The organism is Claveliimonas monacensis, assembly GCF_014982975.1.
GTDB lineage: Bacteria > Bacillota > Clostridia > Lachnospirales > Lachnospiraceae > Claveliimonas > Claveliimonas monacensis.
The window spans coordinates 1-13527 of sequence record NZ_JADCKL010000020.1 but is presented as its reverse complement, the minus strand read 5'-3'; the positions used below and the strand labels follow the sequence as shown (position 1 = coordinate 13527).

At 48.6% G+C, this 13527-nt stretch carries 13 protein-coding genes and 1 pseudogene; all 14 read left to right on the top strand.

The features are described from left to right. The first annotated feature begins 147 nt into the window (after positions 1 to 147). Positions 148 to 864, top strand: coding sequence for an ABC transporter ATP-binding protein (locus tag INF30_RS14215; RefSeq protein ID WP_226395677.1), 717 nt, complete (start codon positions 148 to 150; stop codon positions 862 to 864). Then, positions 851 to 3625 carry an ABC transporter permease gene (locus INF30_RS14210; RefSeq protein WP_226395676.1) on the top strand — a complete coding sequence of 925 codons (2775 nt, stop codon included), beginning with the start codon at positions 851 to 853 and terminating at the stop codon, positions 3623 to 3625. The genes INF30_RS14215 and INF30_RS14210 overlap by 14 nt, the downstream gene beginning before the upstream one ends. Before the next feature lie 86 nt (positions 3626 to 3711). Next, positions 3712 to 4062 (top strand): nucleotidyltransferase domain-containing protein, encoded by a 351-nt coding sequence (locus INF30_RS14205; protein WP_226395675.1) that lies wholly within the window; start codon positions 3712 to 3714, stop codon positions 4060 to 4062. Further along, positions 4052 to 4456: a HEPN domain-containing protein gene (locus tag INF30_RS14200; protein ID WP_226395674.1), complete on the top strand. Its 405-nt coding sequence runs from the start codon at positions 4052 to 4054 to the stop codon at positions 4454 to 4456. Before INF30_RS14205 ends, INF30_RS14200 begins: the two co-directional genes overlap by 11 nt. A 205-nt stretch (positions 4457 to 4661) precedes the next feature. Then, entirely contained in the window at positions 4662 to 5138 is a 477-nt protein-coding gene (locus tag INF30_RS14195) for a MarR family winged helix-turn-helix transcriptional regulator (protein ID WP_226395673.1), read from the top strand. Further along, positions 5138 to 6522, top strand: a pseudogene (locus INF30_RS14190) (MATE family efflux transporter). The gene INF30_RS14195 and the pseudogene INF30_RS14190 overlap by 1 nt, the downstream one beginning before the upstream one ends. Before the next feature lie 115 nt (positions 6523 to 6637). Then, the gene (locus tag INF30_RS14185) at positions 6638 to 7354 is read left to right on the top strand and encodes a LytR/AlgR family response regulator transcription factor (RefSeq protein WP_226395672.1); all 717 of its coding nucleotides are present in this window, start codon (positions 6638 to 6640) and stop codon (positions 7352 to 7354) included. Next, the gene (locus INF30_RS14760) at positions 7339 to 8679 is read left to right on the top strand and encodes a sensor histidine kinase (RefSeq protein WP_226395671.1); all 1341 of its coding nucleotides are present in this window, start codon (positions 7339 to 7341) and stop codon (positions 8677 to 8679) included. The genes INF30_RS14185 and INF30_RS14760 overlap by 16 nt, the downstream gene beginning before the upstream one ends. 137 nt (positions 8680 to 8816) lie before the next feature. Continuing rightward, entirely contained in the window at positions 8817 to 9359 is a 543-nt protein-coding gene (locus INF30_RS14175; RefSeq protein ID WP_226395670.1) for a hypothetical protein, read from the top strand. A gap of 193 nt (positions 9360 to 9552) precedes the next feature. Then, positions 9553 to 9909, top strand: coding sequence for a flavodoxin (locus INF30_RS14170; RefSeq protein ID WP_311136027.1), 357 nt, complete (start codon positions 9553 to 9555; stop codon positions 9907 to 9909). A gap of 100 nt (positions 9910 to 10009) precedes the next feature. Continuing rightward, positions 10010 to 10843: an SDR family oxidoreductase gene (locus tag INF30_RS14165; RefSeq protein WP_226395669.1), complete on the top strand. Its 834-nt coding sequence runs from the start codon at positions 10010 to 10012 to the stop codon at positions 10841 to 10843. 158 nt (positions 10844 to 11001) lie between these two features. After that, complete coding sequence (locus INF30_RS14160) at positions 11002 to 11880, top strand: LysR family transcriptional regulator (RefSeq protein ID WP_226395678.1); 879 nt, start codon at positions 11002 to 11004, stop codon at positions 11878 to 11880. Between the two features lie 56 nt (positions 11881 to 11936). Beyond that, positions 11937 to 13085, top strand: a complete 1149-nt coding sequence (locus INF30_RS14155) for an aldo/keto reductase (protein ID WP_076778201.1) — start codon at positions 11937 to 11939, stop codon at positions 13083 to 13085. A gap of 16 nt (positions 13086 to 13101) precedes the next feature. Then, positions 13102 to 13239, top strand: coding sequence for a hypothetical protein (locus INF30_RS14150; protein WP_157888431.1), 138 nt, complete (start codon positions 13102 to 13104; stop codon positions 13237 to 13239). Positions 13240 to 13527 lie beyond the last annotated feature (288 nt).

Genomic DNA, 13527 nt, shown 5'->3' with positions numbered 1-13527 from the left:
AGCAGGGCTTGTAAGCTGTCTTGACTATTACAATGAGCGCCATGCTTTGAAGTTATGTTGAACCGCCGTATGCCGAACGGCATGTACGGTGGTGTGAGAGGGGAGAGAAAATCTCCCCTACTCGATTAAAAGGAGGAAGACAGCGAAATGAAGATCTTAAAGGCCGCAGGCTTGAAGAAATATTATGTGACAGATACTTACCAGGTGCGCGCCCTGGACGGAGTGACCCTGGATGTGGAAGAAGGAGAGTTCCTTGCCCTGGTGGGCACGTCCGGCAGCGGCAAGACCACCCTTCTCAATCTGCTGGGAGGACTGGAGGAGCCTACCGCAGGCGGGGTGTGGATACGGGGGAACAGTCTGAAGGATATGACCCGGGAGGAGAGGACGGTTTTTCGCAGGCGGAACATAGGCTTCGTCTTCCAGCAGTACAACCTTGTTCCCATGCTGGACGTCTATGAAAATATTGTCCTTCCTCTCCGGCTGGACGGGGAGGAGGCGGACGAGGCGTTTCTGGAGGAGCTGTCGGCGGCCCTTGGGATCCGGGAACTGATGGGGCGGATGCCCGGGACCCTGTCCGGGGGACAGCAGCAGAGGGTGGCCATCGCCAGGGCCCTTGCTGTCAAACCGGCCATTTTATTAGCGGATGAGCCGACAGGAAGTCTGGACTCCGTGACAGGAATGGAAGTGATGGGACTTCTAAAGACCTGCGCCGCCCGGTTTCACCAGACTGTGATCCTTGTCACGCACCAGGAGGAAGCGGCCCAGATGGCAGACCGGATCCTGCGCATGTCTGACGGAAAGCTGGTGGAAGGCAGACGGAAAGAAGGAGAGTCTGAAAAGGAGGGGCGCCATGCGGGAGTGTAGCAGAAAAATAAAAGGGAGTGCCCGCAGGGCCATGCAGATGCTGATACGAAGAAGCGCCCGTGCGGCACGGGGCAGGAACCGGATACTCTTTTCTGCCGTATTTTTTGGTGTGGTGTCACTGGCGGTTATCTCTGGCATCTTCGCAGGCAGGATCCAGGCGGAACAGATCCGGGCCATCCGGCAGGCGGGTACAGCGGCCTCCACCTGTCTGGAAGGAGGAAATGCTTCCCAGTACGAGAGGATCCGGAAACTTTCCTACATCCATGAAGCAGGGCGGAGACGGACTGTGGGTAATGCAAAATGTCCGGATAAGGCGGGCAGCGTCTGTCAGATCTGTGCTCTGGATCTGACGGCGTGGAAAGAACTGACAGAGCCTGCATACACGGATATAGAAGGACAGTATCCTTCCGGGGCGCAGGAGATCATGCTTCCGGTGCGGGCCCTTAAGGAGCTTGGGATCAGCAGTCCGAAGCCGGAGATGGAAATATCTCTTGAGGTGGAAGTGGGACTTTTTCAGAAAGAACAGGAGACTTTCACCTTAAGCGGCTGGTACACAGACTACACAGCGGCCTCCGGGACGGCGGCCCAGGGATATATCTCTTTAGAGAAGCTGGAGGACTGGGGCGGCAGTCTGGATGAGGATGTGGACATACTGATCCTGCAAAAAGACAGCCTGAGCGGCAGGCAGGCTGAGGAACAGCTTTACCGGGATGTGGAGATGGCATCTGACTCCCAGCGGTTTACCGGGGGAAATACAGCCTCTTACAATGCCGTGCGGCGTCTGGCTGGAGGATACGGGGCGGCGCTCCTTGCAGGGGTGGTCATTCTGGCAGGCGTGTTCTTTCTCATCTGCAATGTGATGCAGATTTCCATGGCCGGTGACGTCCGGCAGATGGGACTTCTGCATATTGTAGGGATGACGGACGCCCAGCTCAAGGCGTTCTATATGGGGCAGCTTCGCAGACCGATTCTGGGAGGAGCCCTGGCCGGGGCAGGGCTTTCTCTTCTGGTGCTGCTTACATGGCTTTCCGGAATACTGGGAGAAAAATATCTGAAAGACTGGGGAGGTGCTGGGAGATGGATGTTCTTCCGGCCGGAGTTTCTGGCAGTTCCGGCTGTATTTACCATTCTGACTGCAGTCCTGGCGGCCGCGTCAGTGATCCTCAGGACTTTCCGGCTGTCAGCTCTGGAGGCTTCCGCCTACACAGGAGCAGATCCTGGCAGACAGCGGGAAAACAAAAGGAAGAGGAAACAAAAGAGCCGTTCACCCAGGCGGGAGCTTGTCTTCATGGCATGGCAAAATGTGCTGCGCCACAGAGGGCGGTTTTTCCTTACGGTCCTGTCTCTTTTTCTCGGCATGGAAGCAGCCCTCTGCTCCATAATGATGGCCCGGGGAGCGGACTATACCCATGCCATAGAAAAGAAGCCGGACTTTGTGGTGGCGGGAAGATCCGGCTACCCGGCGGAAGAAACAGAAGGGCAGCAGGGAACTGATCTGGAGAGTGACCCCTTTGTCACCGGCAAAACCACACTGATGCTGCTTTACGACAATGACTATGACGAGTTCTCTCCTGTCAGCAGCGCGGTGAAGGAGGAGATCCTGTCACTGGACGGGGTAGAGGGGAGCAGTGTGTATCTTGCAGAGGGAGGTTACCTGTCTCCTTCTTTCAGCCCCAAAGCGTTGGAGCCTTTAAATGACTCGGGTGACACGGTGGAAGAACTGGAGGAGGAGTATGGTCCTTCCGGACTTCCGGTGGAGGTGATGATCGGGGCGGACCACTGCACGGTTCAGATTTTATCCCAGGAGGAGATCCGGGAGCTGGCAGACTTTGCCGGAAAACAGGACCCTGGCCTTGACATGGAAAGTCTGGCAGACGGCACAGGGGTTCTTCTCCTTCACGACCACATACTGTCGCCGGCAAAGGAAGAGCAGGCCCGGGAGAGCGTGGGGGAGCCTGTCCGCTTTTCTGCTCTCTGGTCAAAAGAAGAAAGAGAGAAAAGGCTGGAGGCTGACCCGGAGGAACTGGAGAAGATGGGGGAGCTGCCCGGGCTTACCTCAGAAGCCTTCACTCTGTGCGGCTATATGGATACACAGGCGGAGGGATTTCCGGATTTTCCAAGGAGCTGGCACGGAGAAAGCATGCTTTATTTTGTCATCAGTGAAGAGGGTTTTGAAAAGCTGCCTACAGAAAAGAAAACATTGCTTATGGAGCTGGATGCACGGGACGGGAAGGAGGCGGACGTACAGAAAGGGATAGAGCAGATCACCGCAGCGGAGAACCGGCGAAGGGACGAGGCTGGCGAAGCAGGCCTCTTATTGATCATCGCCGATGATCTTATGGAGGAGGCCCGGAGCTATATTATGGTCAGCAACCTGGTTTTTGGGATCATCGCCGCTGTGCTGATCTTTGCCGGACTTCTGAATTACTTCAACGTCTGTGTCACAGGGATGTTGTCCCGGAAAATGGAGTTTGACATGATGGAAAAGATCGGTATGACAAGGAGACAGCAAAAGGGCCTGATCCTGGCGGAGGGAGCCATCTACCTGCTTGTGACGGCAGCTCTTCTTCTTATCGTGGGAAGCGCTGTGCTGGCCGCTGTCGGAGCATACATGGGCGGCCGGATCTCCTACTTTACCTTTTCCTGGCCGGTGTGGCAGGCAGCAGGGATGGCAGCGGCCCTGGCGGTAATCTGCCTGGGAGTGCCGGAGGTTATGTACAGGCAAGTACGTCTAAAAAATACAGAATATTCTTTTCAATAGATAAGCAGACAGTTGTGTGGTATACTAAAGACAGGCAGAGAGAAATAGACCTGTTTTGAAATCATTTGTCCGGGAGGTCTGAGGATATGGAAAAGATCAAGGATGAAAAGTTAAGAAAGATTTTACAGGAAATGGCAGAACTTCTCAAACAAGTGTATGGGGATCGGTTGAAGGCGGTAATCTTATACGGTTCCGTTGCCAGAGGTACCCAGACTGAAGATTCCGATGTAGATATTATGGTGCTGGTAAACGGAACAGATGCGCAGTTGCGGGAATATAATGAGAGACTTAGTGACGTGTCTACAGATCTGGCTCTGAAGTATATGATGGTGTTCTCCATCATTGATGTAAAATACCAAGAGTATCAGGATTGGAAGAAAGTCTCTCCGTTTTATAAGAATGTGGATGAGGAGGGAGTCGTGGTCTATGCAGCATGAGAGAGAAATCTTGTGCCGATATCGGTTGGAACGGGCAAAAGAGGATCTGCAGGCTGCACATGTGAACCATGAATCCGGGTTGTTCAAAGCGGCAATCAATCGTTCCTACTATGCAATTTTTCACAGCATTCGGGCAGTAAATATTCTGGATGGGTTTGATGCTTCGAAACACAGTTCCGTGATTGCCCATTTTAATCAGTATTATGTGCATACAGGTGAATTTGATCGTGGAACTTATAAGATTGTTGACGGAGCCTATCGGATTAGAGAGAAATGCGACTATAGTGATTTTTTCCTGGCCTCAAAAGAAGAATCCTTTGTCCAGCTGGAGCATGCAGAAACCTTTGTGAAGACTGTGGAAGCGTATGTTCTTAAAAAAGAGGAAGAAAAATAGAATATTATAACAAATCACCGGACGTGTCTGAAAGCGGATGCGTCCTTTTTCTATGCTAAAAAAAAGAATACATGGATCAATTAAAGTTTTATGACGTGTAAGAAATTCTGCACTAAATTAAGTTGACACGCCAACTAATAAGGTGTACACTGTCTGAGCGCAAAAAGTTGACGCGCCAACTATATTTAAATAAGAAGTGAGACAGATGGAAAATGAGAAGTTCCAATTTTTTCGTTATATTTCTACAATTTATAGAAACACAGTAAAATATCTGGATAGTAATTTTGATGATATAGGTCTGGGGTGCAATCAGCAGTTCTTCCTGACTTATATTAGTGAAACGCAGGGAATTACCATGTTTGATCTTGCAAAGCTCGGTAATTTTAACAAAGCCACGATTACCAAAGCGGTTAAAAAACTGATAGAGTCCGGATATGTCAAAGAAGAAAGCGATGAAAGAGATAAACGTGTAAAGCATCTTTTCGTGACGGAAAAAGCAGAAACGATTTTAGATGAAATCTATGACAGAAGAACATACTGGGAGAAGGCTATCGAAGAAAAGTGTAGTCTGGAAGAGATTGAGCGCATGCTGCGTACATTAGAAAAGATTGAAGACTGTTCTACCAGAACTTTAAGTAGAAAAGGAATGGCAGAACGGGAAAGAGAGGGGAGAAGAGAATAATGGAAACAGAAAAGAACCCGTTGGGATATGAGCCTGTAGGAAAGCGGCTGTTATCCTTCTCCGTTCCGGCGATTATTTCATGTCTGATCAATTCCGTCTATAATATTGTGGATCAGGTATTTATCGGTCAGGGGGTAGGATATCTCGGGAATGCGGCGACTACTGTAGCCTTTCCGATCGTAACGATCCTTCTGGCTTTTTCCACGCTGATTGGCGCAGGGAGCAGCGCCTACGCTGCCATTAAACTGGGGGAAAAGAAAGAAGAAGAGTCGGAAAGAACTCTTTCCAATGCATTTTTGTTTACAATCCTGGCAGGCATCGTTCTTGTGATCCTGGGCATGATGTTTATGGAACCGCTTTTAAGACTGTTTGGCGCAACAGACAGTATCATGTCATATGCTGTGGATTATACTTCGATCATTTTACTTGGAGCGCCCTTTAATATGCTTTCCATCGTTTTATCCAATATGGCAAGAACAGATGGAAGTCCCCGACTCTCCATGTATAGCATGCTGATCGGAGCAGGATTGAATACAATATTAGATCCTGTATATATTTTCGTTTTCCACTGGGGAGTTAAGGGTGCGGCAATAGCAACGATTACGTCTCAGATTATCTCTGCTGTAATCCTGACAGGATATTTTTTGAGAAAATCAAAAAAGCCGCTGCACATGCGGCTGCAGAAAGAGTATATGCGGCTTGACTGGAAGAGGATCGGCACCTTTCTGTCCCTTGGAACCGCTTCGGGTATCACACAGGCTGTTGCCTGTCTGACTCAGATCGTGATGAATAATTCACTTGTTTACTATGGAAATCAAAGTGAGATTGGCGGGGACATTGCGCTGAGCGCTATGGGGATTGTTGTCAAAATCTCTATGATTATGAATGCGATTGCTGTAGGAGTAGGGATCGGTGCCCAGCCCATTCTCGGCTACAACCGTGGAGCAGAAAAGTATGACCGGTCAAAAAGATCTATCTTCGCGCAGTTGCAATGGCTACACTGCTAGTGGGAGCCGGCTGGGTGATCTGCCAGATCCTGCCGGAACCGATCATTGCACTTTTTGGGAGTGAGAGCAGTGCCTTTACTGACTTTGCCGTAAAATGTCTGCGCATATACCTGTTGTTTATTTTCTGCTCGGGATTTCCTATTGTTTCAACCAACTATTTTCAGGCAACCGGACAGGCACTTAAAGCATCGATCCTGTCTATGCTAAGACAGCTGATCCTGCTGATCCCACTGATTCTGATCCTGCCGCTGTTCTTCGGACTGGACGGCGTGTTATACGCGGCACCGGCAGCAGATATTCTGGTAGCGGTTATCGTCCTGTTCTTTATGATACCAGAGATGAAATGGCTGGACAGGAATTGTGCCGTTGATAGATAAGCTGGCAGATGAACTGTTAAAGGTCATAAATGCAGCCGTTTACGGCCCGGGATAAAAGAGGAAAATAAAAACAGGTATACTTAATTCAGTCTGTAAGTCGTTTGAGGAGGGGAAAATGGTTCATATAGCGCTTATAGAAGACGACAAAAACATGCAGGCCATAATTAAAAACTGTATGGAAAGAGAAATCCGGGAATCTGAAAAAGTGGAAATAGATGTCTTTGGTGAAGCTGAGAATTTTCAAAAATCACTTATGGAGGGGAAAGAATATCATATTGTATTTTCTGATGTTGAGCTGGGCAGTATGAACGGGATAGCGCTTGCTAAAGTCCTTCGGGAGAAATGGCCGGAAATATATGTGATTTTTGTGACTGCATATTCCGAATATGCAGTAGAAAGCTATGAATTAGACGCATATCAATATATTTTAAAAGAACACATGGAAGAGCGGCTCCCGGTTATTTTAAGAAAAGTTTTAAATAAAATAGAACGGGAAAGAAAGAGGTTCCGGATACTTAAGCAGGAGGACGGTAAAGAGAAAGTATTTTATAAAGACATTATTTATATTATGAAAGCAAAAGCAGCAAAGTATGTCCGCTACATTACTAAAAATGGAGAATACAGGGAGCGCAATACACTGGAAACGGTGATAAGAGAGTTGAATGATGATGACTTTTTAAAAGTAGACCGGAGCTGTATAGTAAATATAAAACATATTTATAAAATCAAGGGAAATGTCATTTTTATGACTGACGGAACGCAGATACCAGTCAGTCGCGGGCATCTGACAAAGGTGAAAAGGGAGATAAATTTACGGTGGAGCAGGGAATAATGTATATATCAGGTCTTGGACTGCAGTGGCTGGTTTCTGTTTTTGAAATATGGTATGGCTTCCGGCTTGTTCTCTATCTGACGGATCTGACAGATAGTATAAAGCTGTGGGGGAATATCTTGCGGTGGGCCGGGATTATTGTATTTGGAAGTCTGCTTGCATTCAACAGAACAATTGCCTTTTTTTCTTTCGGCATGTTTGTGCTGCAAATTATATTCTCTATACTCTGTATGCTGTGTATAGTCAGAAGAAAGCCGGCTTTTATTAGTTGTGTGATCATTACTTATTATACAATGGTTGCCCTGCAGGATTTTGCTTTTGCATTTATAGGGATGATCTATGACAGCTCTTCATTTGAGCAGATTATCTACTTTGGAGATTCGATCTGGAAAAGTATCATCTATTTTACTTCCAGGTTATTTGTGTCATTACTGATAGGTGTGCTGTTAAGGAAGAAAGACTTATCGGGGGACGTGCTGGGAGCGTACTGGAAGCCATTTCTCGCGTTTGATTTGTTTCTGCTTTTTGTGATGAGAACGTATCAGACTTTTATCATCGTGTTATTGAATGACAAAGGTCAGTACATAGAGATTATGACAAAAGAAATTCTGGCGTCTCTCATTTTTCTGCTTGCCATGGCATATGTCACTGCTTTTCTGTTTCTTAAAAATAGCTATACAGCTAACCAGAATAATTTTCTGCTGTTACAGGAAAAATTACTCAAAGAAAAATATAAAGAAGTTGCGGCGGAAATTGAAAATCAGCATAAAGTGGTTCATGATGTCAAGCATCACCTGCTTGTGTTGCAAGGCCTGCTGAAAGAAAAAGAGATACAGAGAATGGACGCATATCTGGCGGACGTGGAAAAGGAATTTACAGTTTCTGAAATGAAAAAATGGACAGAGAATGAAATTGTGAACCTGATATTAAATCAAAAGATCGTATCTGCACAGAAAGCAGGAATATCATTTCGGACAGACATAGAAGAGCGGGTTGCTATACCTGTTTCGGACAGTGAAAACTGCGCCATTTTCGGAAATCTGTTAGATAATGCCATTGAGGCGTGCGAGCGTACTGAATCAGGAGAAAAATGGATTCATGTAAAGATGAGACGCCAGGGAAGAATGTTTATGCTGGAGGTGGCGAACAGTACAGAAACCTTTCCGCAAAAAGTGAATGGGAAATGGACATCATCGAAGCAGGAAGGACAGATGCATGGTTATGGATTAAAGAGTGTTGAGGATATTGTTAAAAGGCATAAAGGAATCGTTTCGTATAAGACAGGGGCTGGAAAATTTGCTGTAATTATCACACTCTTTGACTAAAGTGCGATGAAAATAAAAAGGACGATAAAGATGCCGTTCGGGGCCAGAGTGTAGAAAAAAAGCTTTGAGAATATTATATTGTTAGTAAATGTAATTGAATTTTACTAATGATTATTCTGAAAAGAGAAGAGATGCGCATGGAAACGAAAAAGGAATTGTGCTATGAACTGAGCGGCTATCTGATGAGTATATCGGAAAATCCAAAAGTAGAAAGACATATAGCAAAATATTTGAAATACTATGTTTTAGGAGTACTGGCATTCATATATATAATGCTCATAATTGCATATAATGTGATTAAAAGTCTGGATTCTCCAGCAATAGAATTGTCAAGGTGGTATTATATATTCTCTGATGTAGTCCTTAATCTTTTTTTGGTTGGGTTTTGCTTATATTTTTTCATTGCGCATGGCTATCCGGTAAATAAAGAAGCATGTGAAAAGGAAATTATAAAACGTGTCCAGCCGCGGATCCAGTGGGATGAGCCCTGTGTTATTTTGTTCGACAACGATTTCTTTACTGTTGTATCAGAGGAATACGGGAGAGAAGGGGAGCGGATAGCCTACAAAGACAGTGAGTGGATAAAAGCCCAGGACTATATTATATGTATATCTCATAATGTTATTATTGATCATGTTTCAGAAGAAGCTGTTAATATACTGCGATCAAGAATCTTCTGATTTTGGAAGATATTGTGATAAAACCGGTGCCTTACCAGGTGCTGGTTTTTTTGACAGAAGGGAAGCCTGTGAAAATGGAAGTGTCAACGCGTTCGCATAAGTTTCACTTATGAATGGCACGCGAAATCCGAATTGATTCTCCTGGGAAAAAGATTAAACTTAACCTTAAAGATGTTTTCAGGAGGTTGTTGTGATGAAAAACGCATTGATCGTCTACTATTCGCGTAAAGGGGAAAATTACTGGAGCGGCAGTATTAAAAACCTTTCAAAGGGAAACACGGAGATCGTGGCGGAGATGATCGCCGAAATAACAGGGGCGGATCTCTTTGAGGTGGATACAGTGAAATCTTATGACAGGGATTACTACGTCTGCATAGAAGAAGCAAAAAAGGAGCTCAGGGAGGGCGCACGCCCAGAACTGAAGAGCCGTCCGGACAGTCTGGAAGGGTACGACACAATTTTTGTGGGTTATCCAAACTGGTGGTCAACCATGCCCATGGCTATGTTTACATTTCTGGAATCTTATGATCTGCCAGGGAGCTGTTGTTGAAGAGGGACTGTCCATTCACGGCGCGGAGGCGTCCGGCTCCCGGCCGGAAGTGGAAGCATGGATCAGAAAGGTCATGTAGACAGGGAAGGGAGAAGAGAAGATGAAAAAAGATGTAATGATCCTGACAGGGGCAGGACAGATCGGTATGGCCATTGCCCGCCGCATGGGCCGTGGCATGAAAATTGTCATCGGAGATAAAAGCCTGCACAATGCCCGGGCTGTGGCAGAGATTTTAAACAGCGCCGGGTTTGACGCGGAGGCGGTGGAAATGGATCTTGCCTCAAGGGAGTCCATAAGAAATCTGATAAAAAAAGCCCGGGAGTACGGCCAGATTGCCATGCTTGTCAACGCTGCCGGAGTTTCGCCCAGCCAGGCTCCTGTGGAGGCGATACTGAAGGTGGACCTTTACGGGACAGCGGTGCTGCTGGAAGAGGTGGGGAAGGTGATCAGGGAAGGCGGCACAGGCGTCACCATCTCCAGCCAGTCGGGACACAGGATGCCGGCTCTTACACCGGAGGAAGATGAGCAGCTTGCCTGCACGCCTGCGGCGGAACTGCTGGATCTGCCCATACTTCAGCCGGAACATATCAAAGATACCCTGCACGCGTACCAGATGGCAAAGCGCTGCAATGAGAAGCGGGTCATGGCAGAGGCGGTGAAATGGGGACAGCGGGGCGCCCGCATCAACTCCATCTCGCCGGGCATTATCGTGACCCCTCTGGCTGTCGATGAGTTTAATGGTCCCAGAGGCGACTTCTATAAGAATATGTTTGCCAACTGCCCGTCAGGCCGCCCAGGGACAGCCGACGAGGTGGCGGATGTGGCGGAACTGCTGATGAGCGATAAAGGAGCATTTATCACAGGGGCGGACTTCCTCATCGACGGAGGAGCCACGGCATCCTGGTTCTATGGGCCTCTGCGTCCGGAGAAATAAGGACCTGGAGAGAGAAAGCAGGTATTGACGGTCACCCTGCCCTTTTGCTAGACTACAAGTAAAGACAGCGCCGGCATACAGGTAAGTCATGGCATTGCCTTCCTGTGTGCGGCGTTTTTTTGTATGTGTGGGAAGGTGATTTTTTGCTGTTGAGGCAGATGAGATATTTCGTGGCAGTGGCTGACTGCAGAAGTTTCACAGAGGCGGCAGAGCAGTGCTACATCTCCCAGTCGGCCATCTCCCAGCAGATCCGGGCGCTGGAGGCAGATCTTGGGGTGGAGCTGATCCACAGGGAAAACCGCAGATTTTCCCTGACTCCTGCGGGCGAGTATTTTTACAGACAGAGTAAGGGGCTGCTGGGCCAGGTGGAAGCGGTCCGCCGCGAGACTGTGCGGATCGGACAGGACCAGGAGTCCCAGCTTCGGATCGGATATCCCCGGAATTACAGCGGACAGGAGCTTCACCAGGCTGTGGCAGATTTTTCCCGGATGTACCCGGAAGTGGCCATCAGCATTGTCAACGGAACTCACGAGGAGCTGTACGACCTCCTCAGATTCGGTGAGGCGGATCTGATCCTCAATGACCAGAGAAGAGCTTTCTTGGATCAGTATGTCAACTATGAGCTGCTTCGGTGCGACTGCCTGGCGGAAATTCCTACAGGCAGTTCCCTGGCGGACCAGGACGCGGTGGAGCTGGAGGATCTAAGACATATACCCTGTATTCTCGTGGCTCCCGGGGAGCAGCAGAGCACAGAGGAAGCGTACTATAAAAATACCGTCGGATTTGGCGGCAGTTTCCTTTTTGCCGGGAACCTGGAGGAGGGGAGGCTGATGGTGGCGGGAAACAGGGGATTTCTCCCTGTGGACAAAGTGGGAACGCTATCCCCGGCAGGGGCGGCTGTAAAGCGGCTGTCTATCCTGCAGGGAGGGCAGAAGCTTAGGAGAAATTACTGCCTTTTCTGGATGAAGGAGCACAGCAGCTATTACATAGAGGAATTTGCCGGGATGCTGCGGACACTTCTTGTCAGTGAAGAGTAAGAAGTAAGGCGGGAACAGGAAACATAGCAAGAAAGAAAAGATAGGAGAAGAGGACTATGAACTATCGTGAACTGGGAAACACAGGACTTAAGGTCAGCGAGATCGGACTTGGATGTGAGGGATTTGCAGAGGACGGATGCAAAGGGGCAAAGCTGCTTCTTGATGAGGCGCAGAGGCAGGGAATCAACTACTTTGATCTTTACACCTCCAACCCCCAGGTGCGCGCCGCCATCGGGGAGGCGCTGCAGGGAAGAAGGGAGAAATTCATCATCCAGTCCCACGTCTGTTCCATCTGGAAGGACGGGCAGTACAAGCGTTCCAGAAAGATAGAGGAAGTAAAGGCGGGCATGGAGGAGATGCTCTCCCTGCTTCAGACAGACTACATTGATGTGGGTATGATCCACTACGTGGACTCCATGAAGGACTGGAAAGAGATAGAGGAGGGGCCGGTGCTGGCCTATGTGAAGGAGCTGAAAGAGCAGGGCGTCATCCGGCATATCGGCCTGTCCAGCCACAACCCGGAGGTTGCGCTGGCGGCGGTGAAGAGCGGCTGGATCGAGGTGCTTATGTTCAGCGTCAATCCCTGCTATGATCTGCAGCCTGCCAGCGAGGATGTGGAGGAACTGTGGGCAGAGAAAAGTTATGACCACCATCTGGTGAACATGGATCCGGAGAGGCAGGAACTCTACGAGACATGCCAGAGAATGGGCGTGGGCGTGACGGTCATGAAAGCCTTCGGCGGCGGTGACCTTCTGGACGAGAAGCTGTCCCCGGCTGGGAAAGCGCTGACAGCAGTGCAGTGCCTCCACTATGCCCTGACCCGTCCCGCAGTGGCCACTGTCCTTGTGGGTGCCCACAGTGTACAGCAGCTTCAGGAGAGCCTTGCCTACGAGGAGGCCGGGGAGGAAGAGAAGGATTATGCTCTGGCTTTTGCCTCCTTCCCCAATATAAGCTGGGAGGGACACTGCATGTACTGCAGTCACTGTGCGCCCTGTCCGAAGAAGATCGACGTGGCCTCTGTCACAAAGTTCCTGAACCTGGCAAAGGCACAGGGAGAAGTGCCGGAGACAGTGCGGGAGCATTATGAGGTGCTGGAGCACCATGCCGGGGAGTGTATCCGCTGCGGAGCCTGCGAGACCAGGTGTCCCTTTAAGGTGCCTATCATAGAAAATATGAAGCAGGCAGCAGAGGTGTTCGGAAAGTAGACAGATACACAGATGAATGTGTGCCTTTGACGGACTGGACGGTCTGATGTACATAGAAGCTGTCCCGGGAAACCCCAACTATTACAGTGAGGGAGGCGTGCTCTACACAGCGGCCGGCGAGGTTGCAGCTTCACCGGTGTGGTACGGCAAATAGTTTTTTGCAATGCAGATACCGCTTGGATCAGAGGTTTGACTTTGATCAGAGCGGTATCTTTTTGCACATAGATCGGAGGACGATACAAACCTTTGGGTATATACCCCGGAACTTATTGTTTCTTCAAGGGAAACCGGGCCTGGTTTATAATGAAAACATAGAGAAAGACTAACTATTAAAAGTCAAGTCTGAAATGAAGATTTTATGAATGAATTGCGGGAACGCATTTCAGATATCGTTGTACCTTGAAAATCGCATGACAAACAGAGCATCGTATACCGGTGCTCA

Coding starts and splice junctions, on each gene's coding strand:
- INF30_RS14215 (WP_226395677.1), top strand. CDS start 148: ATGAAGATCTTAAAGGCCGCAGGCTTGAAGAAATATTATGTGACAGAT.
- INF30_RS14210 (WP_226395676.1), top strand. CDS start 851: ATGCGGGAGTGTAGCAGAAAAATAAAAGGGAGTGCCCGCAGGGCCATG.
- INF30_RS14205 (WP_226395675.1), top strand. CDS start 3,712: ATGGAAAAGATCAAGGATGAAAAGTTAAGAAAGATTTTACAGGAAATG.
- INF30_RS14200 (WP_226395674.1), top strand. CDS start 4,052: ATGCAGCATGAGAGAGAAATCTTGTGCCGATATCGGTTGGAACGGGCA.
- INF30_RS14195 (WP_226395673.1), top strand. CDS start 4,662: ATGGAAAATGAGAAGTTCCAATTTTTTCGTTATATTTCTACAATTTAT.
- INF30_RS14185 (WP_226395672.1), top strand. CDS start 6,638: ATGGTTCATATAGCGCTTATAGAAGACGACAAAAACATGCAGGCCATA.
- INF30_RS14175 (WP_226395670.1), top strand. CDS start 8,817: ATGGAAACGAAAAAGGAATTGTGCTATGAACTGAGCGGCTATCTGATG.
- INF30_RS14170 (WP_311136027.1), top strand. CDS start 9,553: ATGAAAAACGCATTGATCGTCTACTATTCGCGTAAAGGGGAAAATTAC.
- INF30_RS14165 (WP_226395669.1), top strand. CDS start 10,010: ATGAAAAAAGATGTAATGATCCTGACAGGGGCAGGACAGATCGGTATG.
- INF30_RS14160 (WP_226395678.1), top strand. CDS start 11,002: ATGAGATATTTCGTGGCAGTGGCTGACTGCAGAAGTTTCACAGAGGCG.
- INF30_RS14155 (WP_076778201.1), top strand. CDS start 11,937: ATGAACTATCGTGAACTGGGAAACACAGGACTTAAGGTCAGCGAGATC.
- INF30_RS14150 (WP_157888431.1), top strand. CDS start 13,102: ATGTGTGCCTTTGACGGACTGGACGGTCTGATGTACATAGAAGCTGTC.